The sequence below is a fragment of the Methanosarcina sp. KYL-1 genome (assembly GCF_024372725.1).
Lineage (GTDB): Archaea > Halobacteriota > Methanosarcinia > Methanosarcinales > Methanosarcinaceae > Methanosarcina.
On the sequence record NZ_VOUA01000027.1, the window covers coordinates 1 to 26,750 of the forward strand.

22 protein-coding genes and 1 pseudogene are annotated in these 26,750 nt (G+C 47.5%); 4 read left to right on the forward strand and 19 right to left on the reverse strand.

Annotated elements, in window-relative coordinates; genetic code table 11:
- The 8 genes and pseudogenes from FTO70_RS14580 to FTO70_RS14615 form a co-directional block, all read right to left on the reverse strand.
- Positions 1-802, reverse strand: a pseudogene (locus tag FTO70_RS14580) (monomethylamine:corrinoid methyltransferase); the annotation flags it as partial.
- A 21-nt stretch (positions 803-823) separates the two neighbouring features.
- Complete coding sequence (locus tag FTO70_RS14585; RefSeq protein ID WP_255336494.1) at positions 824-1,477, reverse strand: methyltransferase cognate corrinoid protein; 654 nt, start codon at positions 1,475-1,477, stop codon at positions 824-826.
- Positions 1,478-1,784: 307 nt separating this feature from the next.
- The gene (locus FTO70_RS14590) at positions 1,785-1,955 is read right to left on the reverse strand and encodes a hypothetical protein (RefSeq protein WP_255336495.1); all 171 of its coding nucleotides are present in this window, start codon (positions 1,953-1,955) and stop codon (positions 1,785-1,787) included.
- 229 nt (positions 1,956-2,184) lie between these two features.
- Positions 2,185-2,538: a Rieske (2Fe-2S) protein gene (locus FTO70_RS14595; protein ID WP_255336496.1), complete on the reverse strand. Its 354-nt coding sequence runs from the start codon at positions 2,536-2,538 to the stop codon at positions 2,185-2,187.
- Positions 2,539-2,771: 233 nt separating this feature from the next.
- Complete coding sequence (gene tnpB, locus FTO70_RS14600; RefSeq protein WP_255336497.1) at positions 2,772-3,884, reverse strand: IS200/IS605 family element RNA-guided endonuclease TnpB; 1,113 nt, start codon at positions 3,882-3,884, stop codon at positions 2,772-2,774.
- Between the two features lie 283 nt (positions 3,885-4,167).
- Positions 4,168-5,622: an NAD(P)/FAD-dependent oxidoreductase gene (locus tag FTO70_RS14605; protein ID WP_255336498.1), complete on the reverse strand. Its 1,455-nt coding sequence runs from the start codon at positions 5,620-5,622 to the stop codon at positions 4,168-4,170.
- 349 nt (positions 5,623-5,971) lie between these two features.
- Positions 5,972-6,109: a hypothetical protein gene (locus FTO70_RS14610; protein WP_255336499.1), complete on the reverse strand. Its 138-nt coding sequence runs from the start codon at positions 6,107-6,109 to the stop codon at positions 5,972-5,974.
- Between the two features lie 1,073 nt (positions 6,110-7,182).
- Positions 7,183-7,365 carry a hypothetical protein gene (locus FTO70_RS14615; RefSeq protein ID WP_255336500.1) on the reverse strand — a complete coding sequence of 61 codons (183 nt, stop codon included), beginning with the start codon at positions 7,363-7,365 and terminating at the stop codon, positions 7,183-7,185.
- A gap of 399 nt (positions 7,366-7,764) precedes the next feature.
- On the opposite strand from FTO70_RS14615, the gene FTO70_RS14620 reads away from it, so the two are divergent.
- Positions 7,765-8,379: a 4Fe-4S dicluster domain-containing protein gene (locus FTO70_RS14620; RefSeq protein ID WP_255336501.1), complete on the forward strand. Its 615-nt coding sequence runs from the start codon at positions 7,765-7,767 to the stop codon at positions 8,377-8,379.
- Positions 8,376-10,160 (forward strand): aldehyde ferredoxin oxidoreductase family protein, encoded by a 1,785-nt coding sequence (locus tag FTO70_RS14625; RefSeq protein WP_255336502.1) that lies wholly within the window; start codon positions 8,376-8,378, stop codon positions 10,158-10,160. The genes FTO70_RS14620 and FTO70_RS14625 overlap by 4 nt, the downstream gene beginning before the upstream one ends.
- A 67-nt stretch (positions 10,161-10,227) precedes the next feature.
- On the opposite strand, the gene FTO70_RS14630 is transcribed toward FTO70_RS14625, so the two are convergent.
- Positions 10,228-11,802: a dicarboxylate/amino acid:cation symporter gene (locus FTO70_RS14630; RefSeq protein WP_255336503.1), complete on the reverse strand. Its 1,575-nt coding sequence runs from the start codon at positions 11,800-11,802 to the stop codon at positions 10,228-10,230.
- Positions 11,803-12,126: 324 nt separating this feature from the next.
- Here FTO70_RS14630 and FTO70_RS14635 point away from each other — a divergent pair, with 324 nt between their 5' ends.
- A complete protein-coding gene (locus tag FTO70_RS14635; RefSeq protein WP_255336504.1) occupies positions 12,127-12,486 on the forward strand; it encodes a hypothetical protein in 360 nt (119 codons plus the stop codon).
- A 43-nt stretch (positions 12,487-12,529) separates the two neighbouring features.
- Here FTO70_RS14635 and FTO70_RS14640 read toward each other — a convergent pair whose 3' ends face one another.
- From FTO70_RS14640 to FTO70_RS14650, 3 genes are all read right to left on the reverse strand, one after another.
- The gene (locus tag FTO70_RS14640; RefSeq protein ID WP_255336505.1) at positions 12,530-12,865 is read right to left on the reverse strand and encodes a TrmB family transcriptional regulator; all 336 of its coding nucleotides are present in this window, start codon (positions 12,863-12,865) and stop codon (positions 12,530-12,532) included.
- A gap of 215 nt (positions 12,866-13,080) precedes the next feature.
- The gene (locus FTO70_RS14645; protein WP_255336506.1) at positions 13,081-14,670 is read right to left on the reverse strand and encodes an amidohydrolase; all 1,590 of its coding nucleotides are present in this window, start codon (positions 14,668-14,670) and stop codon (positions 13,081-13,083) included.
- Positions 14,671-14,748: 78 nt separating this feature from the next.
- Positions 14,749-15,684, reverse strand: coding sequence for an SAM-dependent methyltransferase (locus FTO70_RS14650; RefSeq protein ID WP_255336507.1), 936 nt, complete (start codon positions 15,682-15,684; stop codon positions 14,749-14,751).
- A 204-nt stretch (positions 15,685-15,888) separates the two neighbouring features.
- On the opposite strand from FTO70_RS14650, the gene FTO70_RS14655 reads away from it, so the two are divergent.
- A complete protein-coding gene (locus tag FTO70_RS14655) occupies positions 15,889-16,542 on the forward strand; it encodes a TetR/AcrR family transcriptional regulator (RefSeq protein WP_255336534.1) in 654 nt (217 codons plus the stop codon).
- A gap of 46 nt (positions 16,543-16,588) precedes the next feature.
- On the opposite strand, the gene FTO70_RS14660 is transcribed toward FTO70_RS14655, so the two are convergent.
- The 7 genes from FTO70_RS14660 to FTO70_RS14690 all read right to left on the reverse strand — a co-directional run bounded on the left by FTO70_RS14660 (position 16,589) and on the right by FTO70_RS14690 (position 26,628).
- The gene (locus FTO70_RS14660; protein ID WP_255336508.1) at positions 16,589-17,236 is read right to left on the reverse strand and encodes a class I SAM-dependent methyltransferase; all 648 of its coding nucleotides are present in this window, start codon (positions 17,234-17,236) and stop codon (positions 16,589-16,591) included.
- A gap of 235 nt (positions 17,237-17,471) precedes the next feature.
- Complete coding sequence (locus FTO70_RS14665) at positions 17,472-18,464, reverse strand: transposase (RefSeq protein ID WP_255336509.1); 993 nt, start codon at positions 18,462-18,464, stop codon at positions 17,472-17,474.
- Between the two features lie 96 nt (positions 18,465-18,560).
- Positions 18,561-19,166, reverse strand: coding sequence for a TetR/AcrR family transcriptional regulator (locus FTO70_RS14670; RefSeq protein ID WP_255336510.1), 606 nt, complete (start codon positions 19,164-19,166; stop codon positions 18,561-18,563).
- 709 nt (positions 19,167-19,875) lie between these two features.
- Positions 19,876-20,694 carry a nitroreductase family protein gene (locus tag FTO70_RS14675; protein WP_255336511.1) on the reverse strand — a complete coding sequence of 273 codons (819 nt, stop codon included), beginning with the start codon at positions 20,692-20,694 and terminating at the stop codon, positions 19,876-19,878.
- Between the two features lie 153 nt (positions 20,695-20,847).
- The gene (locus FTO70_RS14680; RefSeq protein WP_255336512.1) at positions 20,848-21,567 is read right to left on the reverse strand and encodes a carboxylesterase; all 720 of its coding nucleotides are present in this window, start codon (positions 21,565-21,567) and stop codon (positions 20,848-20,850) included.
- Positions 21,568-21,924: 357 nt separating this feature from the next.
- Positions 21,925-24,138 carry a DEAD/DEAH box helicase gene (locus FTO70_RS14685; RefSeq protein WP_255336513.1) on the reverse strand — a complete coding sequence of 738 codons (2,214 nt, stop codon included), beginning with the start codon at positions 24,136-24,138 and terminating at the stop codon, positions 21,925-21,927.
- A gap of 582 nt (positions 24,139-24,720) precedes the next feature.
- Positions 24,721-26,628: a threonine--tRNA ligase gene (locus FTO70_RS14690; RefSeq protein WP_255336514.1), complete on the reverse strand. Its 1,908-nt coding sequence runs from the start codon at positions 26,626-26,628 to the stop codon at positions 24,721-24,723.
- Between the last annotated feature and the right edge of the window lie 122 nt (positions 26,629-26,750).

Consider the following 26,750-nt stretch of genomic DNA (forward strand, 5'->3'; position numbering starts at 1 on the left):
CGTAGCCGCCGAAAATCGGCATCTGTTCGTCCATGATGATGTCGCTGTTTCCTTTGTAGTGGGCAATTACGGCGATTGCATCGAGGTCGATCTTGAGTTCGTTGAGCTGGGAGACTTCGTGGCTGTCGGTGCTCTGCATCCCGCCGGCGCAGTCAGAGGAAATATTTCCCTGAGCGGACAGGGAGGTCTCAGGGCCCTATATGCCCATTCCCGGGCGGCCAGCCATGGCGCAGGCCTGCTTGATGAGCCTGGTCTCGGTCTTTGCGGCAAGCACTTCGTAGGGGCTTTTCGGAACCGGGGGTTTCCCGCGGACGGAGGTCATGACACCGTTTACGATTGTGTCAACCTCCTTTTCCAGGGCGTAGCTCATGTGGACGGGCATGAAAACGTCTTCGGAAATAGGGGACCCTGTAGGACCGCCCTGGACGATGGGCTTCTTCCTGTCCCCGACTTCCCTTTTGGAGACCCGGACTGCGTCCCTGCCGGTCCCGAGGGTGAATTCCTTCTGGACGTTGTTGATAGCATCCCAGATTTCGGCTTCAGTGTACTTTACGATCCTGTGTGTGTCGGTACAGTAGATACCGAGGTCCAGCAGCATCTCAAAGCCGGCGGAGAAGAGCTTTTCCATCATTTCCCGGTCTGTCGGGATAAACTCTCCCTTGAAGTCAAGCCCGTACTTCTGCTTGAGCTCCATTGCCTTCATAGGGATTTTCATAAGGTCCCAGTCGTCCTGGGTGCACTTCTCTCCGACTTTTGCTCTGTCATAAAAGTCATAGCAATCAAATGATTTTCTGAATGTCATAGTCCCAGCCGTCCCTTCGGGTTACTGCATGATCTCAAGGGCTACCTTTGCAGCCTCTGCCGCGTTTTCTGCCGTGGCATCCGCTCCGATTTCCGCAATCCATTTGCCGGATACGGGAGCGCCTCCGAACATACACTTTACGCTGTCCCTCAGGCCTTCTTCCCTGAGCCTGTCCATGAGGTCCTTCTGCCCGAGCATCGAGGTGGTCATAAGGGCAGAACCCACAAGAACGACCTTTTCACCTTTGTGCTTTGCAGCTTCTTCAACAACGGTTTCATTGAGGACATCCACTCCAAGGTCAAGGATCTCAAAACCGTTTGCTCCGAGCATGGTGGTGACAAGGCGGTGTCCGATGTCGTGGATGTCTCCTTCAGCAACAAAAGTGACTGCAAGCCCGGTCCCCTCGGATTCACCCTTCGTCTTTTCAAGCTCGGGGGTGAGAATCTTCATGGCTGCTTCCATTGCTTTTGCAGACATCATGATCTGGGGCAGGAAAATCTCGGCGGCTTCGAACCTCTCTCCTACTATTTTCATCCCGGCGGAAAGGCCCTTTGTAATCATCTCGAGGGGCGGAATTCCTGCATCCAGGGCTTCCTGGGTCAACTGCGCACAGCCTGCAATATTCTGGCTTGCGATTGCATCGCGTAAATCGTCAAAAATTTTCTGGTTTGTCATCCCATCATCTTCTTTTTTTAGTTTTTTTGTTTCTGCCCGGTACTGGCAGGATTAGCGGTGAACGGAATCTTATTACCTATAAGTAATATATATAACTTTTTATCAGAACTAATAAGTATAAATAAATTTCCATATAAAAAACCGAGCTGTAAACTCCTGATATAAATATAATTTGGAAAAAGGCATAATCAAACGCAGGACAAAAAACAGAACCAGAAGCAGAACCAGAGGCAGGATTAAAAACTGAACCAATTTCCCGGGCAGAACAAGCACCAAAAAATGGAAAATATAAGGGGAGACCCCGGCTTTACCTGAAAAATATGAGAAACATCACAAACGCCGCAATATTGAGTATAAACCCGAAGACACTTGCAGTAAGCCCTGCCTGTGCAACAGGGTCCGGGCCTTTTTTCAGACGGGACCGGGCAAGGACGATGCCTATAAGGGCAAAAGGTATGGCAAAAGATGTAAGAAACACACTTGCTACCCCGAACCAGAAAGACAGGGAAATAAAGACACTGATTAACCCACACACAAGACTTAAGATTCCCGTAATTCCTGAGCCGTTACTAATTCTGCTCCCTCCTTTTCAAAAACTAAACATAAGGACCTACCTAAATATAGGACCTGAGAGTGCCACTCATTTGAAATTAGAGTAATAGTTTATTAACAATTAATCAACAGTTTATTAACAGTTTATTAACAGTTTATCCCTCGATCTTCACCCCTATTTTCCCGGCTTCAAGCTTCCACTCATACTTTTTCAGCTCCAGCATGTCGTTTAAGCATTTCCCTGTCCTGATATCAAATCTCCTTCCGTGGCAGAGGCATGTGAGAGTAAAGTCTTCCAGCCTGCCCCTGTCCAGCGGGCAGCGGGCATGGGGACAGATGTTCGAGAATACGTAAACCTGCCCTTCATTCTTGATGAGAAGCACATCTTTTCCCCCGGCCTCAAGACGCAGGAGTTTTCCTTCCTTTAAGTCGGCTTCTTCCCCTGCGTAATACCAGGGAGGCTCGAAGCCTGAAATCGAACCTGTTTCATTCACCTTTCCAGACGACATATTTTACCACCAACCACATAACCGGAATCTTAACCTCTTGCTTCTTCTTTCGTTCCAAGTTGTTTCTATTAGATTAGCTGGCAAGCTGATAAGTTTTGCCGGATACAGGAAGTGAACTACCCCTCCCTAAAACCTTCGCCTGACGGCTCAGGTTTTTAAGGAAGGGGCTTCCTGCTTCATTCCCCGGAGTAAGCTCCGCAAGTCCACAGGCTCTTCCCCACGTTCCGCAGGTGTCAAGTTACAATCAGATTTTGAGCTTGAAGTGCAAATTTTTTGATATTAATAGCGGCATTTATGTCCCTGTCATGTTTTGTTTTACACACAGGGCACTCCCATTCCCTAACATCCAGAGTTATGTTTGAATTGTGATACCCGCAAACGTTACAAAGTTTTGTTGATGGCTCAAACCTCCCTATCCTTAACAGGGTTTTCCCGAACCATTCAGCTTTATACACTAACTTTGTAATAAAATTGCTCAATGAAGAATCACTTATTGCCTGTGCAAGATGATGGTTTTTAAGCATACCGTTAATGTATAACGTTTCCACAGCTATTGCCTGGTTCTCGCGTATAAGTTTAGAAGAAAGTTGGTGCTGGAAATCGTTTCGCTGGTTGCTGATTTTTTCATGGAGTTTGGCAAGCCTTAATCTGGCTTTTTCCCTGTTCTTTGAGCCTTTCGGTTTTTTGCTTACTCTTTTTTGCAGGACTTTCAGGCGTTTCATAGAGTTTTTCAGGTACTCAGGATTCTCTATTTTTTCTCCTGTTGAGAGAACTGCAAAATCCTTGATACCCACGTCAACCCCTACAGTTGTATCAGCCGAAAATTCCTGTTTTTCAGGCAACTCTTCACCATTATCCACAAGAATACTGATATAGTAGATTTCAGTGGAGGTTCTGGAAACAGTTGCTGTTTTTAGTTTTCCCTCAAACCTCTTGTGGAGAACTGCTTTAACTTTACCGATTTTAGGGAGTTTGACAACGTTATTCTCAAAATCAACAGTGTAGTGTTGAGGGATAGGAAAAGACTGTATGGGGTTCTTTCTTGATTTGAAATTAGGGAAACCATTCTTTTCCCTGAAAAACCCGGTAAAGGCGGAATCTAAGTTTTTCGTCATTCCCTGCAATGACTGAGAATTTACTTTCTTAAGCCATTCATGTTCTTTTTTCAGTTCAGGAAGCCGTTTGTTCAGGTCATACTGGGATAGGGATTTCCCTTCCTGCTCGTAAGATTTGATTTTCTGTTCTAAAGCCCAGTTATAGACGAACCTGCAACTACCGATATGGTTAGCTATCATGGTTTTTTGTTCGGCGGCAGGATACAACCTGAATTTATAGGCTTTTAACATCATATTACCAAACGTTTTACGAATTTATATGTATATAGGCAAGTTAACTAATCGTAGTGCAGGAAAGTGGACGGCTTTCATCCCCTCCCTGCCATTTCCGGCAAAGCCGGAACTAGCGAGGAAGGGGGTCTTCTCGCCTTAAGAGATAAAACGAGAAAGGTTTTGAGAAAAGAAGTGTGAGGAAAAAAAGAAAAGAGAGAAGAAAAGAGAGAAAAAAAGAGAGAAAAAAGGGAGAGAAGAGAGAAGAGAGAAGAAAAAAGATTGGAATCTCTCAAAGGGTGTCTCAATGGAGGTTTCCGTCCTCGTTCAGGATTTTCAAAAGCTCTATTATTGAGTACGCTGCCCGGGTAATCCCCATGCTGCGCCTGTCCGTGTCCGTGCCTGCTATGTAGAGGTTCTTTATGGGAGTACGGATGTCTGCAAATTTCCCGTCAATGGTGACTGCAGCTTTTTCGGGGATCATGATCTGCTCATGCTGCAGGTCGATGTGTTTCTCAATGTTGGGTAGGGCCCGGAAGATCGTTTCGTAGGCTTTTTTGAGTTCGTGCTCTTCACTCCTGTGCTCGTCGATCACAAAGGAAAAGCCCACAAGCTGCCTGCCCTTGGGGGCAAGGGACTGGTCGTAATTGCTTATGGGCATTGCCCAGTAGGCAAAGTCTTTGAACCAGATCTCTGAGCCAATGTAGTTGAATTCCGGAAGCTCCCTGTCCATACCCAGCCAGATTGTCAGGCTCTTGCTGTGGACGATGCCCCCCAGGTCTTCGGCATAAACCGGAGGGAGGTCTTTTATCAGTTTGGGAATCTCGGTTGCAAAGCCGGTGTAGACCACGAGGTCGGCGGGATAGATTTCATCAGCTTCCACGCCTGAGACCCTTCCGTCCTGCACAAGGATCCCGGTCACCTTACACTCGGTTTTTATCTCAACATTTTCCGGGAGGGAATAGACGATTGCGTTTAAGAGGGCTTTTAGCCCTTTCCTGGGGTAGCCCTGGGAGTAATGGACCTGGTTTGTGGCAAGCCTTTCAAGGGACGTAAAGGGCTGGGCGACCCTGGTCATCCTGGCCTGCAGGGAGGCATGGAGGTGGGAGGGAAGAATTGAGGCAAGGATGGATTCGGCAGACTGGCGCTTTTTCGGTTCTATTTTTCCGATCATGGCGTCAAACTGTTCCTGGGTGATACTGTCCCTGACAAAACTACTGCCCGAGAGGATGCGCTGGGCAGAGGTTTCTTTCATAGACTTTCCCGAAAGGAAACCGGAAATGGTGTCCACGAAGTCGCAGGTATCCTTGGAGAGGTTTTTTGGCAGGAAATCGTATACGGACTGGCGGGAGAGGTCAATTCCGAAGGAGGATAACGTAAGGGCTTTCGTAATAGCCTGGGAGAGTACAAGCCTGTCTTTTCTCGGGAGCACGTCAAAAGTCACGAAATCTTTCAGGTTGGAAGGGACTTTTGAAAAAGTGTTCTCGGTCCTCACGTAGTAGTGGCCGTAGTCCTCAAACACGGGCTGGAAATCAAAATAATTATCCATCAGCCTCCGGAGGGGGCCCTCAAGCAGGTGGGTAATTGCATGTGCCCCAGTGTCTACCTGGTAGCCGTCTACCATATAGCTGTTGCAGTTTCCCCCCAGGTACCGGTTTTTCTCAAGGACAAGGACTTTTTTTCCGTGCTTGGAAAGCGTAAGCGCAGCAAGAAGCCCGCTTACACCCGCTCCGACAATAACTACATCGTATTTCTTCATTCCCTAAACTACCTCTATTTCTTTCTGTGAATCAAGCTCCGTTTAATTCATGTCCACATATTTCTCTCAATTCACAAACACAACTCACAACACAATTCCACATGCTGTGGAACTTTGAATAAAATCAAAGTGCTGCCATGAAGCCGTAATTCAGCTTTGAATCAGGGTATGTTAAAAATTACTTTATATATAATCTTACTGACCTGAAGTTGAAAACTTTCCGGAAACCACGGAATATGCGGAAACCGCATAGATATACGGAAAGTTCACAGTAATATGGGATATTTGAAGGGGAACAGTTGAATGGGATATTTGAAGGGGAACAGTTGACCCGGCTGTGCTGCCGGAGTTAGATGCAGGCACTGTAACCCAGGCTGTCCAGGTCCATATTTTTCTGTACCTCAACGACACATTCGGTGCAGAGTTTTTGCCCTTTTATCTTTACCGTATTCTCAACTTCTTTTCCACAGTGTTCACATCTGGCCATTTCCTTCACCCGCGGAATAATTATGCATGTTTTGGTATAAATACGAAGGGGTCAACCAGAAACTTACACCTTTTCCCACTCACCGAGATGGATTTTTAATAAGAGCCGAAATCAAAAAGCATCATCATATTCCATTTCTTTATACTTAATCATAAAAATATCTTAGCAATATAACTGCGGACGACCAACAAAATAATTCAAGAATAAACTAGCCCCAGAATAAACCAACTTTTATAAAAAAAGCACTTCATAAAAACGATAATAGGCTCAGGTTTTTAAGCCCCTCCTTTTACAACAACTTCTTCAGCAGAGGCTTTGTCCAAAAACCTGGACCGCAGGCAAGAATTGCCAGTTTTCTACAGGGCCCGAAGAGATCAGGCCATCCCTTCTTTTTCATTACCAACCAGGGACGGACTCGAAATTCTCAGGGAAATACCTGGAGATTTTGGGTCATACCCATAAAAGGCTGATAATCAAGACAAGGGCAAACAGTAAACCATACGTGCCAACTATCACCTGGTTTTGCTGCATAGGGAACCTTCCGTACCGGATATCTTTTTAAATATATTCGATAGCTGTTCATTTAATGTTAAAGGTTTAATTCTACAATATTAATAATGTAAAATTGGAATAAAAACTTTCCGATTTACAAAATACGAAAAGTTTTTTGGCCAGAATCCGATAAATTTCTTGAACTGAAAAAAGATCATTTTGAAAGTAGGGGGCCCTGAAACCGGGGGAAAACGAAATTTCCTTTTCGTTGTCCTCACCGGCCAGAACCTTTTCAACGATTACTCTCGCAGGTTCACACTTCCTGCATGTCCTGTCCTTAATATATCCAGGTCTTCAAACAATTTTCATGCCTTTAAAGCCCCTCTTTCCACAACATCTTCTTCCCGGGGCTTTTTTCCGGACCTGGTGAAAGTGTAAGGCTAAATCGAGTTCTCAGCTTCCGGGCAGGCCATGTTTCCCGCAACGTCCTCTGCCGTGCCGGCCTTGAGCTGGAACCCCCTGTACGACCTTTCGGAGAAAGCCCGGGAACCTGGGGCTTCCTGCTTATACAGGGTGAGCTTTCAGTAACTGCTTGGAGCCGCAAAGAAAATAACCGGTTCCTTGTTCTTGATAACTTCTTTTCCGAATCCGTGCTTAAGGGGAAGCCGGGGCAGGCCCGGGGAGAAAAAGTTCCACTTATTCAAAAATGGAATTTTTGCATCTCCCGGAACTCCGGACCCCGAACCGCGCATGTTCAGGGTCATACCCAGAACAAACCGATTAACGCTACCACCATGAACAGTACACCGAAAGCACCGATTATCATCCTGTTCTGCTGCATCATTTTGTTATGCTGCATCATTTTATTTTGCTGCATTTGGAACCTTCCAGGTGAGAATATCTCCGATAACTATTTATAAAATAATTTGACAAACCGGAATCCACTATCCTATTATGCGAGCCGAGAATAAAGACCTTTCGATTTACATTCGAACATGAATATGTTTCAAAACATAATAAATATATAATCGAAGATTTTTTTATTCGAAGATATTTTTGGTTTTTATTCCAGAAGTAATCCCACAAATCTCGGGCCCTGGCAATGCTATAGTATATAAGCCGGGGGCACGTATTTTCCTTAATAGGGGACTGGAGAGGGAAGTATGGCAAAAAGGCTGAAGGTTGCAAACCCGGCCCGCTGCATAGGCTGCTACTCCTGCATGCGGGCCTGTGCAAGGACCTGGTACAACACCATATCTTTGAAAAACAGCAGAATTAATATCCAGACAAAAGGCGGAATCGAAACTCCTTATGCTCAAATTGTCTGCCACGCTTGCGTAGACCCCCCCTGTATGAGGGCATGTCCTATCGGGGCACTGACCAAACGAAAAGGGGGAGGAGTTAATTTCAATCGGGAGATCTGCGACGGGTGCGGAAAATGTGTTGAAGCCTGCCTGATGGGAGCAATCCACCTGGATGTGGAAAACAAAGCAGTAATCTGCAAGCACTGCGGTGTCTGCACAAAGTTTTGTCCGCATGACGTGCTTGAAATGATTGAGGTAGAAGACAGCGGAGAAGTAAAAGTAACTGATACAGGCCCTGTTAGCCCTACTGAGTCCCATAAGGAACTTTACGGTAAAAAAGAGGCTGAGGAAGGAGAAAGCGGGAAGGAAAAGGCTGAGGAAGGAGAAAGCGGGAAGGAAGAGGCTGAGGAAGAAAACGAGAAGAAAAAGGCTGAGAGAGGGAGCGGGAAAAAGGAGGCTGAGGAGGTAAAATGACAGCAGAAAAGGTAATAACGACGACAGAAAAGTACGCCATCCCGGGCCTTACAAATGTGCTGTACCTGGACATGACCGACCGGAGCTACTCAATTGTGGACCGGCGGGACCTTTACGAAAAATACCTTGGGGGTTCCGGGGTTGCCGTAAACCTCATGCTCGAAGAGTACAAAGAAGGCACAGGCCCCCTTGACCCGGAAATGCCTGTCATTCTCAGCACAGGCCCCCTCTCAGGCGTCTATCCGACCTGCACGAAAACAGTTGCCCTTTTCAGGTCTCCTCTAAACGGAGAACTCGGGGAGTCCTATGCCGGAGGGCACCTGGCCATGTCCATGCGTTTTGCAGGGTGCGAAACAATTGTCATCAAAGGGGCTTCCAAATACCCTCTATACGTTTCAGTCCACAATGATAAAGTCAGGTTCAGGGACGCGTCTTCGATCTGGAACCTTTCCTCTACCATTGACGTCGGGAAAATCATCCGCGATGTGGAACCCGGGGCCGGCAGGCGGAGCATTATCCGGATAGGGCCTGCAGGAGAAAAGGGGGTCAAATACGCAAGCGTTAACGTGGACACCTACCGCCACTTCGGGCGCCTGGGGCTGGGAGCCGTTTTCGGGGCAAAGAAGTTGAAGGCGATTGTCATTTCCGGGGACCAGGAAATCCGAAGCCCCGACCACACGGCCTACAAGAAGCAGTATAAAAAGCTCTACGATACAATCGTGAAGACCGGGCTTATGGAAAAATACCACAACCTGGGGACAAGCGAAAACGTCCTGGTCTTAAACGAACTCAGAGGCCTGCCCACCCGGAACCTGCAGGGGACTTCCTTCGAGGGGGCAGAAACAATCTCCGGGGAGCATTTTGCGGACAACTACCTGATCCGCCGGGTCTCCTGCGCCGGCTGCCCCATAGGCTGTATCCACGTTGCCATGCTCAAGCGCCCCTTTTCAAAAGCCCACGAGTACGAGACCCTGAACATTTCCTATGATTTCGAGCTGATATATGCCCTCGGCTCAAACCTGGGAGTTGAGGACCCAAAAGCCGTGCTCGAACTCATCGACGCCTGCGAAAAAACCGGGGTTGACATAATCAGCATGGGAGTCGTGCTTGCCTGGGCAACCGAGATGCTGCAGAAAAAGAAGATCTCGACCGAAGAGACCCTGGGGCTTGAGCTGAACTGGGGAGATGCCGCAGCTTACCTCCGGGCAATCGAACTTGTGGTCCGGGCTCCAAACGAATTCTATGCAGCCCTGGGAAAGGGCGTGGTATACGCCTCAAAAAAATACGGAGGGGAAGAGTTTGCAATCCATCTGGGAGGGCTGGAAATCCCTGGCTACCATACTGGCCTTGGAAATATCCTTGGGCTCACCATGGGCGTCCGCCATTCCCACCTGGACAACGCCGGCTATTCCGCAGACCAGAAGGCCTTTAACAAAGAGATGTCGGACGAAGAAATAATCGACATGCTGATCAAAGAAGACGACCTGCGCTGCATGCTCAATTCCCTGACCATCTGTCTCTTTGCCCGAAACGTGTATACATACGAAAACGTGATTGAAGCCCTTGCAGCCATAGGGATCCGCAAAACCGAAGAGGAACTGAAAGAACTTGGCAGGGACACGTTGAAGAAAAAATACGAACTGAAAAAGAAATTCGGCTTCAGCTTTGAAAACCTGGCCCTCCCGAAAAGGTTCTTTGAAACGGCTTCCACCACAGGAATGCTTGAGGAAGAAAGGGTGAAAAAGGCCCTGGAACTTTATAGAAAAAAAAGAGGGCTGTAACAGGGAGCTCTGAAAGAAACTCTGAAAGAAACTCTGAAAGGGCTGTTACATCTCCGAAAAGCGGTTTTCACTCAGTTCCTGGAGTTTCCGCATCCACAGGCGCTGGAACGCCCTGTTTTGGACTGCCCTGTTCGACTTTCCTGCTCTCGTCTTCGAGTACGCATACAGCCCCTTCCATCCCCCTGACTTTTTCGGCTACAGTTTCCCTTTTCTTCCCGACAAAGCGGTCCATAACCACGCAGGTCACGAGGTCTCCGGCAACGTTCACGGCTGTGCGGCTCATGTCAAGGATCCGGTCAACCCCCATAATAAGGGCAATTCCTGTAGTAGGGATGCCCACGCTGCTCAGGATCATTGCAAGGATGACAATTCCCACCCCCGGAATCGAGGGGGTGCCGATAGCCGCCGCAACCGCCATTACCATAACAAGCAGCAACTGCCCGATCCCCAGGTGGATCCCGAAGACCTCGGCCAGGAAGACCGTTGCAACTCCCTGGTAAAGCGCGGTCCCGTTCATGTTGACCGTTGCCCCCAGCGGGATTACGAACTGGGAAATGGAAGGCCTGACCCCCAGCTTTTCTTCCGCAGCCTTTATGGAAACGGGCATTACTGCCGCCGAACTTGAGGTGGAGAAAGCCAGGAGGAGGACGTCCCTTATGGACCTCAGGAACGCAAAGGGGTTTTTCCGGGCAAGGACGGAGATTATTACCAGGTTCATGCCCATCAGGAGCCCCAGGCTTGCAAGCACTGTCCCCACATAAACGGCCATGCCCACAAGGGCATCTATTCCCAGCATGATAGTAAACTTGGTCAGGAGCCCGAAAACCGCAATCGGGGCAAGAGCCATACTCCACTTCACTACAGTCATGCAGATAGCCTGCACCGAGTTAAGCAGGTGGACCACGGGAGCTGCCTGCCGTCGGCTCATGGAGACCAGGGCGACCCCGATGATGACTGCAATTATCACGACCTGCAGCATTTCCCCCTTTGCCATGGCGTCCAGGGGGTTAGCGGGGAGGAGCCCTCCGATTTTTGAAGGCAGAGTCCCCAGCGAGAAAGAAAAACTCATATCCTGTGCCCCTGCCGGGACTTCTCCAGCCATTGCAGCCTGTAACAGATCCCCGCTTATGAACCGGCCGGGCCGGATATAAAGCGCCATCCCGAGCCCGATACAGGTCGCAATGGCAGTGGTCACGACAAAGTAAGCCGCAGTTGAAAGCCCTGTTTTCTTAAGGTCGCTCATGCTCTCGCTTGAAGCAACCCCCAGGATAATGGAAGCAAGTACGAGCGGTATTACGATCATCTTCAGGAGGCCCAGGAAAATGTACCCCGGAAGGGCAACCCATTCCCCTATAAGCTCAGCCATACCGGGTTCAACAAACCCTCCGAAAGGCCCTAGCAGCAGCCCAGCCGCAACCCCCAGCAGCATGCCGAGCAGTATCTTGAGCCAGAGCCTCGATTCAATGAGCTCGTGCAGGTGGTGGCTCATGTTCTTAAGGGAAGGGGGATGCCTCAGGTTCACCGGGCAATAAAGACGGGTGATCCCTTCAGCGATTTCATGTGTGATTTCTTTCGTTTCCTCAGCGATTTCATGTGTGATTTCTCTGGGACCCGGGATATGGTGGTGTTTCTTTTCAGCCATTGGGATCACGTAAAAAACCGGTTCGATTTCAAAATTTATATTCTGTTATTAGAAATTTATTTCAATCTTATTTTTACTTTCTTATTTACCTGCATAATAATGCAGAAAATATAAAAAATAAGTTTTGTATGTAAAACGAAACAGGTCGAACTTTGAAGATAATAAATTCGCAGAGGATACATTTATTCGCAGAGGATACATTTATTCGCAGAGGATAAATCCGTAGAATAGGAAGCCTGCAGGTGATTATTTATGGAATCAGCCCTTTGTTTTCAAGGGTGTTGAAGGATGAAAATCGGGTTCTTAACATTTCTGCTGGTTCTTATGGCAGTAATGGTCACATTTTCAGGATGTACGGAGATCAGGAAAGTTGACCCACTCCAGTTTTATCTGTCAAATAAGGGGATTGAAGCCCATGAGGTCACCGTAGAAATCCTTGATGCCGAAAATGTTTCGATATTCAGCGAGACTTATGAACTTGATCCTGAAGAAAAAGTGCATACAGAAGGAATTGAAGTTGAACTCGGGACTTACACGTATGTCCTGACCCTTGATGGAAATGTAACAAGAACCTATGAAGCAAAGGCTGACTATGCGGAAGACGTCAGCTCATCGGAAATTTTGTACATAGAAGTCACTGATAACCTTTCAAATCCTTTTGAGATAAGTGTCGCAGTGGCCTGATTCAAGTGCCCGGATGGTTACTACACTTTAAGTATTCTATCCTTTATGCTTCGGAAATAACTGCTTCATCACCGGGGCCTAAAGCATGGAGTTCCAAGAAAACCTCATCAAGAGAAAGCATAAAGTCCTCCCTGATTCTTGAGGTCAGCTCCTCAGGAGAGATACGGCTGAAGAGTGTAGGGTTCCCGCCAATGGTCCGTATATACCCTTTCTTTGCCATTCTCCCGAGGACCTTATACACTTTGGACCTGGGAACACCGCTCGCTTCAAAAATCTCCCTTGCAGTCGCTTCTTTCAAACCTGCAAGGGCAGCGTAGGTTCGGGCTTCGTTTTCCGTAAAACCGAGGTTCTGCAGGTTTGTAATGAGTTTCAGAGTCATTCTCATTCCTCCTTCTATTCCTCTTTCTCATTCCTCGATGAGAAAGCTAATTAAAGGTCTCTTCAAAAATATTGGGGGCAAAAGCCCTTGCCCTCCAAAAAACATGATTCCTTAGTATAACACAAATTCCTTAGTTTTGGCAACTCTTCATATTTTTACCATTTGCGGAACATTCAAAGTTCCGATGCTGGTTTTACTCTTTCATGCACACTACTCTATCGTAAATATGCCCGTTCCCCCGCTACCCAGGTTTCGGCAACAACAGGAGGATCTTTCGGGTCAAGGCTGCCCTCAAGGATGATGAGGTCCGCAACCATACCTTTTTTCAGCATTCCGCGTTCTTTCTCCTGCCCGCCGGTGTAGGCTCCCCCTGCTGTGTACATCCAGAGCCACTTCTCAAAAGGAAGCACCTGATCAGGAAAGATAACATTGCCTGCTACGTCGCTCATAGTTGAACCCATGACAGAACCCTGAATAGGGTCACGAGCATCCATAAATCCCCCGGGATCGTCACTGCTGGAAGCCACAGTTACTCCGCCCTTCACAAGGTCGCCGTAGGCATACCACTTTCCATCATCCAGCACAACCTGTTTTGTATTTTGCGCCCTCGACAGAAACTGAGGCTGGATACATGCACACCCGCCCATGGCAGCAAGGCGTTTTATCTGCAGTTCGTTTATGAGAGTTACATGTTCCAGGCGCGGGCGTATTTCAAATCCTGCTGGAGCCCGAAGAGCAGCATTTTCAAATGCCGTAAGTACCGCATCGGTTGTTGCGTTCCCAAAAGAATGGACGCATACCCGGAAGCCCTTTTCTGTCGCTGCAAAGAGCATTTCCTCAAAATCATCCCGGTATCTACCGCTGTTTATAGTCTGCCCTCCGATTTTTAGAGAAAAGGCCACTGTTTCTGCTGTTGCACCGTCAGCGAATAATTTGACAGGACCCACACGCAGCCTTTCATCGCCCGTTCCGGTGACCGGCCCCTGAAGCCGATGGCCCAGCCGGTTATCAAGAAGAGTCTCTCCGTGCGGCATCATAAGCACTGAAACAGGAAGCCGCCCTTCAGCGTGGAGCTTTTTATATGCCGCTTCAGCATCTGGTGTGACTCCGGGATCGTGGACAGCGGTGATTCCGAACTGGAGGAGATCTTTAGCACGCGCCTCGATGAGGTCTGCAAGCGTACCGGTGTCAGTTTCCATTACCAGTTTGAACGCAGGAACCTGAGCAGACTCAACAAGCACTCCAGTTGGTGTCCCGTCACTTTCCCGGAGAATAATCCCGCAGCGTGGGTCAGGAGTAGATTGGTTGATACCCAGAAGTTCCAGTGCCCGGGTATTTACTACGCTCTGATGGAAGGTGGCCTGGATGAGAAGGACCGGCCTGTCAGAGCTGACTTCATCAAGATCTTTTTTAGTCAGGTCAACCCCCCCCATCCTGCCATCAAACCAGCCGAAACCGACAATCCATTCTTTTCCCGGTTCTTTTCGGGCTTGCTTTTGAACAGCTTCCAGTATGGCTTCCTTTTTCGCTAAGCCTATCAGGTTTGCCCAGGCAGGGAAAAAGCAGCCGAATGAGGACAGGTGGTTATGGGAATCTATGAAAGCAGGAAGTAAAACCCGGCCTTTCAGGTCGTAAATTTCTGCATCGGGAAAAGATTTCAGGATACTGCTGTCACCAACTGCAGCAATGCGGTCTCCACTGATAACTACGGCCTCTACATATTTTTGTTCGGAGTCCATGGTGAGTATCCGGCCGCCTGTGAATGCAATAGTTGAATTGTTTTTTACGTCAATGGTGTTTTCCATAATTCATCTCCTAAAAGTCTCATTTTATTGTTTATAGATCCAGCAACAGATGATCTGGTCTTAACAGATGATTGGGTCTTACTTCACTACTGCATGGGCGAAATATGACAGGCAGCATACTGGCCGGCTTTCATTGATCCCATGGAAATAGGCTTTCTTATAATCCTCACTGGTTACATTGCAAGCATGGGAAAACCCCCGCTGGGCAAGGAATGACTCTAACATTCCTTCCTTGATGCCGAATTTATAAGGCTCTCCCTGTTTTGCCATGTCTTTTGTAGCATTCTTAATTTCATTCTGGTCGCATGCCGTACACTGCACGCCGCATATTCCATCTGTCCTGTCAATACTGGATTCGTGGACATAATCGAAGATGATGGCACTCCCTATGCCCGAATTTTTTGCAATAAAGGACAGAATCCCGTCAACGGTTTTCAGCGGGAGGTAGTAGATGAGTCCTTCCATTATGAAAACGGTCTTCTGCGACTTTTCGTATCCGTGTTCTATCAGTTGCTGACCAAAGTTTCCGGCCTCAAAATCAACCGAAACATACTCGACGTGATCCGGAAGTGAGCCGAAGATATCTTTGATCTTCTCCATTTTCACGCTTTGAGTTCCGGGATGGTCGATCTCAAAAACCCTGACCTTACCCCTGAGTCCTTCGATTCGGTATGCTCTGGTATCGTACCCTGCACCCAGGATAACCAGCTGGCAAACCCCATTATCAATAGCCCTGTTTACAAAATCATCAAAATATCTGACTCTTGCTGAAAGTGAGTTATGCACTCCGGGGAACGGGGTCCTGGATGGGTCACGAGCTGCCATTTTCATGAACATCAAATACTGCTGGCTAAGAAATCGGACAGCGTACGGGTCATAACAGATGCGTTCGCCCTCCGGCTTGAGAGATTCGAGAGCTCTGACAAAAGCTACGTTCTCGGCTGTAACACTTGATCCTTTTTTCTTCTCGCCAGTTTCAAGAATTTTGTTTTCGGTGTTTTCCGGTTTTTCCATAATATCTCATCCTTCAGGACCTGCTTCTTCTTTTCTTGATCCTGATTTTCCCAAATTTTCATCTTTTTCTTCATAGTTGACCGGTCCATAGTATCAATAATACTTGATAGTAGTTAAAGTTACTCACTAGTAATTTTAGTACTTCATTGGTAAGTTATATAAGAGTTGAAACTAAAGTCTGAGAAGGTGATTGTGTTGTCGAAGATGCTTCCTGAGTACAGGGAAGAGGCAAAAAAAAGAATTGTTGAAGCAGGGCTGGAGGTAATGTATGAAAAAGGGTACTGTAACACCACAATGGAAGATATAGCCCGCCGCCTTGATGTCAGCAAACCCGCCCTTTACCGCTATTTTAAGAATAAGGATGAACTGGTTATAGAAAGCGCAAATTACCTTCAGAAACAATACCGTGGGATAAAAACAACCCGAAACTCCGATACATGTCCCGTTGACACATGGATAGAAATTTTTGACCAGGTAATGTCACCTGACATTAAAGTACAGGCACTATACTTAGAAATCCTCGGGATGACAGCACACAAACCTGAAGTCCAGAAAAGGTCGATCGAAGGCATGAAGCGCGGAATTGAAGAGCCAGCCCTAGAAATTGCAGAACAACAGCAAAAAGGCGTAATCCCCTCCGGGACCGATCCGCGTACCATTGCAGTTGCTCTCGTGTCGTTATTCAATGGGATGAGGGTTCTTATTCTTCTTGGCGTTGATTGGGATGAGGTCCGTTCTCGCTGGATCGAGATAGTCCTGAATTTATTCGGGATAACGGGAGAGAGAAAACAGGCAGGGTGTCCCAGGGATTGTAAACGATTTGAGGACTGCCATAGTGTTTCAGGAAGTTCCAGGTAAAATTTAAAACAGGAAAAAAGAGTGGGGTTTGGAACAATTCGTTTACTTAAGCGGCTTCACCGGAAAAACCAGGCTTCAAAAGTACTGCTCTGTCGAAAGAAATCCCGGGTTTGGAAACCTGTTTCAGGCCTACGGATCTTGCAACTTCCAGGGTGCTTTCAAAGTCGGATTTTGAGACGTGGAATTTTGGCTCGACTATCAAAAATCTGCCCTCGGGCTTGAGATGGGAAGCGACTTCGCCCAAGAAACTCTTTTTATCCGGAACCTCGTGAACCATGTAAAAAGCAAGGGCAAAATCTACCATTTCGGAGATACCTAACTTTTCCGGTTGGGCTTTATGAAGGACGATTCGAGAATTAAGTTCCTTAAGCTCGCTTTTATTCTTTAATATCTGAAGCATCTCATCCTGAATATCCACTGAGATGACCTTTCCTTTCTCACCCACCAGCTTTGCCATTTCCAGGGAAAAGAATCCCGGTCCGCAGCCCAGATCCAGAACAACCTGGCCTTCTTTTATATAATCTCTAACAATTTTGTAAGGGTTTTGCAAAAGCCTGCGAACCCAGTTGTCAAGAGTCCATGCCCTCTGATAGGGGCATACATCCGTAGATTTGTTCGCCATATTTCTTCCTCCTTTTAATTTTGGATAGTTGGGGAGAGTTACTGAAAACCATATGCCTGCGAATCTTTCCACGTTTATTCAAACATGGGGTATGTCCTCGCTTTTTCAGATTTGATCAATGTTTTTTACATCACAGTATTAACATACTCCTGTTTTCGTTATATTCAACAGACCCTGGAATTTGCCATTCACTTATTGATTGACTGTCAATCAGGAGCAGATTCAAAAAAACATCATTGAAATATTACTAGGAGTTACGCAGTTGGGCCTCAGCATATCGTTTTTAACACTCTCTCTTTTACATTAATTAATTTAATGTGTATAGAGGGTCATTTAAATATGCTGTCACTGCTACTCTTCTAATTTTCATAGCACTTTCAAACCAGGATATTCCACTTTTGACCCTTTGTAATTCCAGTCTGAGAAAAGCTCTTAATGAGAACATTATATGTGCTCTTTGCGACTCTTCCTTTCTTGCCTGACATTTTTCGACACCACAGAATTGCTTAATCCCTCTATGATATTCCTCAATTTTCCATGACTTCTTTGCCAAATCTTCACGTTTTGATTCATCCATATCCTGCACATCTGTAACCCAGTGTTGCGTGTCTCCATCTTTTGAAACTATCCGAAACACCTTTACAAATCCATATGCTTTGAGGTGAACCACAAGTCCTTTTGTAGGAATATCTACGGTTTCAAGTGGCACGTTTCCCTTGTTGTCAGGATTTACCGAACGATTAGTCTTTAACCTCGTAAGGAAGTGCCATTCTTTCTTCCTTATGGCTTTAAGGTTTTTCACACTTGCATACCATGTATCAAACAAAACGAATTCTGGATTAAAACCGCGTTCTTCGGCTTTGTCAAGCATATCGAGGAAATGGTCATTCTTTGTTTTGTCGTCTTCATCAATGTTATAAATCCTAAAATCGATAGGTATAACGGTTGTACCGTCTGTCCAAACTAAGGTGACCAGACCTATCCCCTTTACAGTACGATGATGTTTTCCACTCCACATAGGACGAACAAAAGCCATTTCTTTTGCGTATGGTTTATCTAATGTTGAATCGTCAACAATCAGAAATCCTTCTTTAGGCTTAACATAGCTTTTTACTTCCTCCCATAGCGTTTCCGTGTCTGGAGGTTGCCTTTGAAGTAAGCGAGTAAAAGAGTCATGAGAAGGAGCATTATCTACGATTGGATAACATCTAGCGGCTTCAGTACAACTAAAAACGTTAGAAGCCGCAATGAGAAAATTAATGAATTCAAACTCGTTACACTTGGGTGGATTTATGTCCATAACTCCGTACGTTTTTGGTGAATTACTATAATATAATTATATTTTAAATGAAATTAACTTTTCGGCATTTCAAGTGCGTAAGTCCTAATTACAAAATCAAATCTCAAGGTGGAACCTATAATCAGTGACCCCAAGAACCCTGGATGCTATCTCTTCTAAAGCAGTGCGCATTCTCTCACGAGACTCACGATCCCATGAGAGATTATGAGAAAGATAAAGCGTCGAGGCTATCAAAAATCCAAAAGATTCATCAGGATATTCTGTTTTAAAAATTCCTTCTGCAATACCCCTTGATAATATCTCAGTTACAATGGGCGACATCCCCTCTTGAAGTGCTTTCTCCACTTTCTGGTGAAGCAAATGGTTTCCCTTTTGATGCATTAGCTTCATAATGCCCAGGTCGGAATCGTTAGCTTTTAAAATGCCGTTCAGTATGGAGTTCACCTTTGTTGCGGGATCCTCATTGCCTTTTGCGATATTTCGTACGTCTTCAACATACGGGGCTACAATCTTCTCAGCTACTGCTTCCAGAATATCTTCCTTGGACCTGAAATAATGATAAAATGTTCCCTGCCCAACCTTGACCTTTTTGACGATCTCACTGACTGCCGTGTCTTCATACCCTTTTTTTGCAAAAAGGCTCTCAGCCGCTTCAATCAGCTCCAACCTTCTCTCCGCAGGGTCTTTGATTATTCTGGTCATCTCTTATATCCTCTTATTGACTGACTGTCAATCAATAAAAGTACTCCATCACATAAGAACGTTTTGGAGATAGAGCATTTATAAAAAAGTAAAATTTTTGCCTGAATTTTAAAACGAAAGCCTGAATTGTAAGAAAAAACGATCTGGTGAGGAGCTAAGTCAGATCAAAGAACAGTCCCTGGAGGCAAATAAAACTCAGAGTACAGAGCTGCATCCAGGCTATTCCAGAGAAAAAACATTTACAAAACATCCACAAACTCTGTGATATGAATTTCGGATTTTTGATTTTCCCGGGCTCGAAGAACTTTATCTTGTCGGCCCGTAGGAAATAATATCGCTCTGGAGCAAATTTGCTCAGGGAACCGAGAAATGCCTCATAGTTGCCGAAAATCCCGGTCCTGTAATCTGTAGCAAAGGGATGTCCATTAATCCTCATGTTACTTTCTCGAACTGCCCTCCGCTGGATTTTCCCTCGGTAGGCATTTCTGCAGGAATCGACCTTGCGCTTGCATTTGTTGAATACGTGGAAGGTGAAATATGGCGGGGAAAATTCAGCTCGGGGCCGAGTACTACCCGTCGGGCAGGTCATACGGCATGATGCACAAAACCCCGCAGGCTCCCTAATATTTGAAGAAAAGGAACTGAACACGTCCCTTAGAATCTTTTGAAAAATTTCAAATATTTTAAAGTTTCAGGCAGTTTTCATGCCTTACTGCCACGTCACTTCAAGAGGCTTCCTGCGAGGGATTCCGCATACTTTGTACTTCGGGTTGCCAAACATCATTGCGTAGGCAAATTTCCTTCCCGCGGGCAGGCCGAGTTCCTTCTGGAGAGGTTCGTAGAACATGGAAGCCGCCGCAACAAAGCCGGCCCAGCAGGTGCCGATGCCGAATGCTGGCGCAGCAATATCGAAATGGGTGAGGGCGATTATGGCATCGACCGGTGCGATAGGGTTGCCTTCGGGAATATGGGCGAAGAGCATGTGCGGGGCGTTCCGGCAGATGACATCGATTCCCTGTTCCCAAGCTGAAATAAGTGCAGGCACGTAGCCGCTCATAGGGTGGGAGGTGTTGATCAGGCTCTTCATCCATTCGATGGTGAGCCCGGCAATCTTCCTGACTTTCTCCGGGTCATGGACGACCAGCCACTGGACCGGCTGGCCGTTGGTCCCGGAAGCGGCGTAGCGGGCAATATCGAGGACTTCGAGGATTTTCTCCCTTGGCACGGGCTCTCCGGTGAAGTGCCGGACAGACCTGCGTTTCTTGAGATAGAACGCCATGTCTTCCGGAGAGATAGTACCTGCACCGGCAGGCAGGGGAACTTTTTCATCAGGACGGAGGTTAAGAACGAGAGCCTCAGACGGGCAGAAAGCCTCGCAGTGACCGCAATAAAGGCAGCGTAAAATGTTTTCGTCCTTCACCTGTGGAAGATGGGCCTCACCAGCCAGATCGATTATACCCGAAGGGCATACCTTTACACAAACACCGCATCCTGTGCAGCGGTCCTGATCAACGATAATGTGGGCCATTATATCAAATCCTGTTAAAGGTAGATATATCGACCAGCCTGCATTTATTACTTTTCTTTATTTCTCTACCTGTGAAGCTTCATTAATTCTATAACCGTCCAGGCAAAGAATAAAATGCCGGATGCTTCTCTGTTTGCAGTATGCTATCAAGTTTTACAGCAGGTTTTCATCTGCCCACCTATCAAATATCTTCAATTGCTCTTCCGTATGGAAGTAATGCTCCCCATGCTCCAGGACTTTAACTGTTGAGTGATACCTCTCTGCAAATGCTGAGATCTCGTTCCATTCAGACAGATTATCTTCAGAACCATACAAAATGGCAGTAGGTGCTTTCCATTCAAAACAAATCGGGTTTTCTCTCACATAGCAATAATAGTTCCATTCCAGTGTCTGTCCGATCGGCAACCGGATTTCATGCTCTGCTTTTAGTCTTTCTTCACTTACCTGGAAACCTTCCATCATATTGCTTATGATGCGTTCCATATTGACGACGGGCGAGAGAAATAAACTTTGTTTTATGTTAAGGTCGTGATAGGCAAGCAGACTGAAATAGGCTCCCATGCTGCATGCAAACAAATGAATGTCAGATGCAAGCGACTTTGCATATTCATAAACGGCAGCCAGATCACTTACGCAATTTTCTGGAATACAGGCATATTCCTCATTTACACGCTCACCGTGCATGGGCAGGTCAAAGCTTAATGCCTGGTAACCTTTTTCAACGGCTTTTTGCGCCATCATGGAAATTACGGTATCCTCTTTATTAGAAAGGTTGCCATGAACCTCAATCAACAGCTTTTCACTCTGCTTTCCCCACAGTATGGCAGGAATACGAATTTCATTATTTGAGATATAAAAATGTCTTTTCTCCATTCTCTCACTTATCTACGAGCAAAAAATAAATTTTATTCGCATTTATTCGACTCAGTTCCAAAATCTGGTGATTATAGTTCCTGACTCAACAAATTACACTTTTTATTACATCGGGAGCGCGGAGGGTCACGAATACCCCGTCCTTCAGGTCGGGGATGAAGTGAACCCCCGCACGTTTTTTTGCGCCCCTTTAGATCGATAATCCCTTACTCCCTTTTAAGTTGAGGTTTCTTGGATCATGATTACAGGAGTTCGAATTGCTACTCTAATATTAAGGAAACTTTGTTAAACGATACTAAACACTTCCCAATAAACTGGACTGGGTGGCCGTCAGCAATTTGATTTTTGCCTGAGCCTTTACTTCTGCCTGATGATATTCTTGACCCGCCGGTCCCATTCCGTGGACTCGAAAAGTTCCTTCAGTTCGGGAGAGTCTTCGATAAAGCAGAAGCCCCAGTAGACCGCGGGCAAAAACTCCCTCTTCCACTGCTCTTTTTTCTTTTTGTCGAGGAACTGGTAGGTTTCGGAGGACGAAAGGCGGCTTACGAAGCCCAGGACCTTGACCAGGTCGGGGATCGTTTTCTGGGCTGAGCCGATTTTAAGGCACTTGAGCCTCTGGCTGTCGATCCTCCTGAAGTCGGGTTCAAAGCCCAGGGTCCTGAGGACCCTTGCTTTCTCATTGTAGGAAAGGTGGTCGCAGGCATATTTGAGGGAGTTTAGGGCCTGGAGTTTCAGGAGCCATTCCACTTCCCCGAAGACTTTTGGCTTGTGCTGCCTTGAGACATCCCCAAGCCTGCGGTCCTCATAGGCTTCACGTTTGAGTTTGTTTATCTGGGTGCAGAGCTCAAAAAGCTCTTCCGAATCCGAAGGGTCCCGGACCCTGAACCTCAGAGCTGCCCGCATGAGCTCCCGCTTTTCCCTCTCGAAAGCCCCTATGTCCTTTTCCTCGGTCAGGGCCAGCAGGCGGGAAAAATACCTGGCCCTGAGGGCTGTCGGGGGGAGGCGCACGGGGACTTCCCTTGCCTGCATTTCTTTCCCCTCTCCGGTTCCTTTGCCCTTTCCTCTACTGTCTCCTTTTCCCCTGGGCCTGAAATCGATTTTGCTTATCTCGATCTTTCCTTCCTCGATTGCCCGGGCGGCATCCCCCTCGGAAAAGAGCTCCTCCAGGCGGATTTCGGGCTGGAGCATCTGGATCTGGTCGACCTTTTCCCCGCCAAAAACCCCATCCCCGAAACGCTGGTAAAGGGAGTCGATATTGTCTGCAATCTCAAAGACACTGCCCTTCCTCTTCCCCGAGACCGGAGAAAGCCTTGTTACCCTTCCTATCTGCTGCTCGAAAAGCCGCATGCTCAGGGTTGGGCGCAGCAGGATAAGGGATTCAAGGGCGGGGAAGTCAAAACCCTCAATCAGCATGCCCACGGTGCAGAGGACATAAGGAGGGGTTGTAGTATCCTTAAAAGCCTCAAGGAGGGCTTTTTGCTCGTCTTTCGGGAGCTCCGAGGTAATGAAAGCGGTATCCCTGAATGAACCGTCTTCTGCATAATTATCAAAAGTGGAAGGCAGGACGGGGTCCCGGTCCTTTTCGAACTCGGCTGCCGAAATCTCCCCGTTGAAAACCGAAGCTGCAAGCTTTGCATGAAAAGCGTTGATCTCCTGGCCGGTCCCTGCCCCGTAGACCTGCTTCCGGACGGGGGCGCAGAAGACCAGGGTCTTTGCTTTCCTTCCCTTTATCCGGGAATCGTACACGTCTTTTGCAAGCTGCGTCCGCCGGACAACTTTTTTCATTTTTTCGGCGGTGCTGCAGTCCAGGAAGAGGTCCTGCCTGTCCAGTTCGGCAAGCCCTTTATCAAAGTCGAAGATTTCAAATATGTCCTCCGAACTTTCGGCAATCACATATTTCAGGGGAGCAAGCTCTTCGTCCAGGATGCATTCGGGAAGGGTCTTTGCGTAGACCTCCCGCATATCCCCGGCGATCTCGTCAACGAACTTGACATTTCCGACAACGCCCTGGAAGGGAGTCGCAGTCATCCCCAGGATACTTGTCCGCCCCCCGAACTCGTTCAGGAAATCGTTTCCCCTGTTGTTGATGAAATTGTGGATCTCGTCCACAACAGCAAGGTCGGTATATTCCAGGAGTAGCTTCTTGATGTCCTCACTCTGCTTTCCCAGCACGGTCTGGAGGGACGCAAAGAGTACAAAGCCCTTACCCTTCCCTTCCCCGTGTTTTTTCAACACCTTTGCAAGCTCTTTTCGGTCCGTCTTATGTTCCGAGGAAAGGACCGCACTGTTCGGGAAAAGGGGGCTCTCTTTTTTCCTATCGTAATAGGTCTGGTTCAGAAGAGGGTTGTTTTTCGAAACCAGGAATAGCACGAGCTTTCCTTCCGTGTAGTATTTTTGCATTATGTGTTTCGAAAGGAAGGTCTTTCCCCAGCCTGTCGGGACCTTTATGTAACCCCTCTGGTGCGTCTCAAGATACGCCAGGATATCTTTGAAGATTTTTTGCTTATCTTCCCGTAAAGGCTCAAGCTCGACGGTTTCCATGCCGAGTGCGGCTTCACCTGAAATTGTCATTAGTATGCTGTCCTTATTCTTTTCACAATAAGTGTGTTTAGGTGTCTTTTCAAAGTGTCTTTAAGTGTAATTTCAAAGGGTCTTAAAGTGATTCCAAAGTGTCTTTAAGTGTATTTTCAAAGTACCTTTTCGCTGCTTCTTTAAGCCCGGAAACTGCCATTTAAACAGTCTCCAGCAGCTACCGGAAAATCGGGCAGATAAAGCATGCAGATGGAAAAATGCAGCATGCAAACATAAACATTCTAAGAAGTAACTCCCCTCAACTCAGGATTCAACTCAGGACTCAACTCAGGACTCAACTCAGGACTCAACTCAGGATTCAACTCAGGACTCAACTCAGGATTCAACTCAAGGGTAATTCATCAAAAACCTTCCATCACTGCCTTCCGGACCCTGGGTACGGAAAAATGTATGGATTAAACTGCTTTCATATAAAAGTAAGCCCTTTCAATTATAAGAACTACGGCGATATATATGTTATGTATGAAAATGGAAAAAGCCGGTGGGAAAAGTCGGAGGGAGAGGGCAGGGTTCAGGGCCTGAATGGACCTTTTGCCTCTCCCGGGAAATGTAAAAAGCGGTTCAGAGGAACTTTGGCCTTGCAGAAAGGTATTTTGCCAGAGGCAGCTTCCTGTATGGCTTGTCCCCGATCTCGCCTTTGATCCTTGCATAGAGCTCTTCAGGCGTCATCTGGACTTTCTTTGGCTTGTCCTGTTCCGACTCGGCCCGAATGGTCACGTTGATGGTGCCTTCCTCGACTTCTTTGTCCCCGATGACCACCACGTAGGGAACCCATTCCCTGCCGGCTTCCCTGACCTTTTTCCCGATGGAAAGGTCGCGGTCGTCGATGTCGACCCTGCAGTCCAGTTTCTTTGAAACTTCCTCGGCAAAGTCCATGTGCTTTTCGGAAACCGTCACGATCCTGACCTGGGTGGGGGAAAGCCAGACCGGAAACATGGGGACTTTTCCTTCTTCGGTTTCCATGGCTGCCTTTTCCAGGAGGGCGTAGATGCAGCGCTCGATTGCCCCGCTCGGGGAGCAGTGGAGCACGGTCGGCCTCTCGGTCTTGCCGTCTGGGCTTACGTATGAAATATCGTAGCGCTCAGCGTTTTCCACGTCGATCTGGACGGTGGAAAGGGCGCTTGCCTTGGCCAGGGCGTCTACGAAGTTGAACTCGAACTTGAGCACGAAGTAGAAGAAGCGGGTGTCCCACATCTCCACAAGCACCGGCTTGTTGACGGTCTGTGCCATGCTTACGACCAGGTCCTTGTTGGACTCATAAAAGTCCTTCGTAAAGCGGATGGCTACTTCATAGTCGTCAACAAAGATCCCCATGTTCTCGAGCACGCTGATGCAGAGGTCGTACTGCTGCTTGAACTGGTTAACGGCCTGGTCCATGTCCTCGCAGAGGGTGTGCATATCCGGCATGGTAAAAGCCCTCAGTCTCCTCAAGCCCACGAGTTCGCCCCGCTGCTCCTTCCTGAAACTGTAGCGGGTCATTTCGATCATCCTCATTGGTAGGTTCTTGTAGGAGATCGTCATGTCGTGGTTCATAAGGAACTGCCCGAAGCAGGCTGCAAAGCGCAGGAACATCTGCCGCTTGTCCGACTCGATGGAGTACTGCCTTGCCGGGAAGCGGTCCAGGTACTTCTTCAGGGTCGGGTGGTTCATGTCGTACATCAGGGGGGTCTCGACTTCCATGGCCCCGAAATCGGTTGCAACGTCAAGCACGTAGTTTTCCATGAGGGACTTGACAAGCCGGCCTTTGGGGTAGTAGCGCATGTTCCCCGAGTCGGACCCGGGCTCGTAGTCCGCAAGCTCAAGCCTCCGCATGAGTTCCACATGGGGAGGAGCCCGCTCAACTGCCCTGCTCTTGGAAATTTCGTAATTTACAAACTGCTGGAGTTTTGGGTAGGGGGTGAGGTCAAAGCCCTCGACTTCATGGAGTTCCCCGTCGGGGGTCAGGATGCGCCAGTAAGACCTGGCAGTACCCTCGGCTTTAAGGGCTTCGGAAACCACTTCCTCCTTTTCCCCGGCAGGTGCGGCCTTGCCTGCTGCAGGGGCTGCACCCTCGGGGCTGATGCTTCTGGAGAGTTCGGAAAGGGGGTGTCCCTTGCAGCTGATCTTAAAGGCCTTATACCAGCCGAAAGGTGCCCTCTTGACCTCGTATTTGCCTGAAAGGGCGGTTTCAATGCCTTTTAAGACCTGCACCGCGACCTTCGGGGAGGAAAGGTCCGAACTCAGGTGTGCATACGGATAGAGCATGATGCTGTCGGTTTTGACCTGGGCTGCGACCTTTTCGATTTCCGCGACAGCCTTTTCTACGGTTTCATCCGGGTTGGATTCGTCTACGCTCTCCACAGCCATGAAAGCTGTGAGGGCCTCCTCAAGCCTGCCGGATTTTAAAGACTCTTCTATTTTTTCAGCAACTGGGGTTTGTTTTTTGGTTTCGTATTCAATATAATCAGAGTGAATGAGTAATAACTGCATTCCATCACCTGTGTTACTCCAAAGCCCTGGAATTTCGGTTCCAGATTAAGCAAAGTTCGTTGATTAATTATTTGATTCCCTGCCGCCTGTACCTGTCGGCAGATCCTGTTTATGGAAATGAA

What these genes read in the sequence shown, in the direction of transcription:
- FTO70_RS14585 (WP_255336494.1), bottom strand. Translation starts at nt 1,477, where the DNA reads ATGACAAACCAGAAAATTTTTGACGATTTACGCGATGCAATCGCAAGC.
- FTO70_RS14595 (WP_255336496.1), bottom strand. Translation starts at nt 2,538, where the DNA reads ATGTCGTCTGGAAAGGTGAATGAAACAGGTTCGATTTCAGGCTTCGAG.
- tnpB (WP_255336497.1), bottom strand. Translation starts at nt 3,884, where the DNA reads ATGTTAAAAGCCTATAAATTCAGGTTGTATCCTGCCGCCGAACAAAAA.
- FTO70_RS14605 (WP_255336498.1), bottom strand. Translation starts at nt 5,622, where the DNA reads ATGAAGAAATACGATGTAGTTATTGTCGGAGCGGGTGTAAGCGGGCTT.
- FTO70_RS14610 (WP_255336499.1), bottom strand. Translation starts at nt 6,109, where the DNA reads ATGGCCAGATGTGAACACTGTGGAAAAGAAGTTGAGAATACGGTAAAG.
- FTO70_RS14615 (WP_255336500.1), bottom strand. Translation starts at nt 7,365, where the DNA reads ATGACCCTGAACATGCGCGGTTCGGGGTCCGGAGTTCCGGGAGATGCA.
- FTO70_RS14620 (WP_255336501.1), top strand. Translation starts at nt 7,765, where the DNA reads ATGGCAAAAAGGCTGAAGGTTGCAAACCCGGCCCGCTGCATAGGCTGC.
- FTO70_RS14625 (WP_255336502.1), top strand. Translation starts at nt 8,376, where the DNA reads ATGACAGCAGAAAAGGTAATAACGACGACAGAAAAGTACGCCATCCCG.
- FTO70_RS14630 (WP_255336503.1), bottom strand. Translation starts at nt 11,802, where the DNA reads ATGGCTGAAAAGAAACACCACCATATCCCGGGTCCCAGAGAAATCACA.
- FTO70_RS14635 (WP_255336504.1), top strand. Translation starts at nt 12,127, where the DNA reads ATGGCAGTAATGGTCACATTTTCAGGATGTACGGAGATCAGGAAAGTT.
- FTO70_RS14640 (WP_255336505.1), bottom strand. Translation starts at nt 12,865, where the DNA reads ATGACTCTGAAACTCATTACAAACCTGCAGAACCTCGGTTTTACGGAA.
- FTO70_RS14645 (WP_255336506.1), bottom strand. Translation starts at nt 14,670, where the DNA reads ATGGAAAACACCATTGACGTAAAAAACAATTCAACTATTGCATTCACA.
- FTO70_RS14650 (WP_255336507.1), bottom strand. Translation starts at nt 15,684, where the DNA reads ATGGAAAAACCGGAAAACACCGAAAACAAAATTCTTGAAACTGGCGAG.
- FTO70_RS14655 (WP_255336534.1), top strand. Translation starts at nt 15,889, where the DNA reads ATGCTTCCTGAGTACAGGGAAGAGGCAAAAAAAAGAATTGTTGAAGCA.
- FTO70_RS14665 (WP_255336509.1), bottom strand. Translation starts at nt 18,464, where the DNA reads ATGGACATAAATCCACCCAAGTGTAACGAGTTTGAATTCATTAATTTT.
- FTO70_RS14670 (WP_255336510.1), bottom strand. Translation starts at nt 19,166, where the DNA reads ATGACCAGAATAATCAAAGACCCTGCGGAGAGAAGGTTGGAGCTGATT.
- FTO70_RS14675 (WP_255336511.1), bottom strand. Translation starts at nt 20,694, where the DNA reads ATGGCCCACATTATCGTTGATCAGGACCGCTGCACAGGATGCGGTGTT.
- FTO70_RS14680 (WP_255336512.1), bottom strand. Translation starts at nt 21,567, where the DNA reads ATGGAGAAAAGACATTTTTATATCTCAAATAATGAAATTCGTATTCCT.
- FTO70_RS14685 (WP_255336513.1), bottom strand. Translation starts at nt 24,138, where the DNA reads ATGACAATTTCAGGTGAAGCCGCACTCGGCATGGAAACCGTCGAGCTT.
- FTO70_RS14690 (WP_255336514.1), bottom strand. Translation starts at nt 26,628, where the DNA reads ATGCAGTTATTACTCATTCACTCTGATTATATTGAATACGAAACCAAA.